1 protein-coding gene is annotated in these 1,414 nt (G+C 52.3%); it reads right to left on the bottom strand.

The genetic code is table 11. The features are described 5' to 3' along the window. Positions 1-285: 285 nt before the first annotated feature. Positions 286-1,323, bottom strand: a complete 1,038-nt coding sequence (locus ACZYUB_RS16590) for an IS110 family RNA-guided transposase (RefSeq protein ID WP_463949341.1) — start codon at positions 1,321-1,323, stop codon at positions 286-288. Positions 1,324-1,414 lie beyond the last annotated feature (91 nt).

Below are 1,414 nucleotides of genomic sequence, written 5' to 3'. Positions count from 1 at the left end.
GTATATGGACTCCTCCCGGCTTGCAAGCATGTCTTGTTTTTGGCTCTAGGTTCGATTGCTCACGTATATCCGGCCTTTAAGTTGGGCTCAATTACCCGGGCCATAATGGGCTATTCGCGCGTCTGGTCCTGAACGATTAGGCGTGCTCTTTGGCACATCGCACCTATAAGGTTTTCCAGACGTCGGTTCGACCTGTTTGCCATCAACTTTCCATGCTTCGCAATCGTCAGGATTGGTACTCGTTTGTCCGCCCGTCAGTGACGGGACTACTTGCCAGGCTCTGACTCAGGCAAGTTGGCTTTCTCGACAAAAGTTCGATTCGTAATCTTTCCCGCTGACTAGCAGCGCCCAGGCCATTCGCATCGTCTTGTTGGCCAGTGCGACGGCCGCGATATTCTTATTTCTCCGGCTGCACAGGCTTTGTAACCATTGGCTCAGCCTGTCGTCTTTGCTCTGAGCGGTTTTGAGTACTGCACGGGCCCCATGGATTAGCAAGGTGCGCAAGTAGGTGTCACCCCGTTTGCTAATCCCCAGTAGCTTACTTTTTCCTCCGCTACTGTGCTGACCGGGTACCAATCCGCACCAGGCGGCCGCATCCCGTCCGCGTGCAAACTGATGGCCATCGCCTATTGCCGCAATCAGTGCTGTCGCGGTGATCGGGCCAATGCCACGTAATTGCTGCAAACGCTTGGCGCCCTCATGCTCCTGGGCCAGTCTTTTGATGGCCTGATCCTGCGTGCCAATCCGGTCATCCAGATGCATCAAGTCTTCATGCAGGCCATTTAGCAATTCGCGAAATTCAGGTGTCAGTCTGTTTTCAGCATCTTCGAGAATATCCGGCAAAGCATTACGCAAAGATTCCACTCTCAACGCAATCACGATGCCGTATTCACTCAGCAAACCACGGATCTGATTCACTTTAGCGGTTCGCTGGTGAACCAACTCTTGCCGGACCCGGTGGCGCGCTTGAATATTTTGTTGCTCAACCGTCTTTACCGGCACAAAGCGCATATTGGGTCGGCTGACTGCTTCGCAGATCGCCTCGGCATCATTGGCGTCATTCTTATTGCCTTTGACGTAGGGTTTAACGAATTGAGGTGCGATAAGTTTGACTTGGTGCCCCATGGCCATCAGGGTTCTGGCCCAGAAGTGAGCACTGGCACAAGCCTCCATCCCGATCAGACAAGGAGGTTGATTCTGAAAGAACTCAATCATCTTCTCGCGTTTGAGGAGACGGGCTAAGCGTTTTTTCCCCTCGTGATCAACACCGTGAACCTGAATAACGTTCTTTGCCAAATCCAGGCCAATACGGGTAATGTTCATGGTGGACTCCTTTCTTCTGTTGACTGTTTGTTTGACGCTTCCAGTCTGGCACTTGGATGCCGAAAGAAGGGAGGAGTCCATCCCATTGATT

This window comes from Pseudaeromonas sp. HNCC25DJ182 (assembly GCF_055413365.1).
This window is presented reverse-complemented; position numbering and strand designations above follow the sequence as displayed.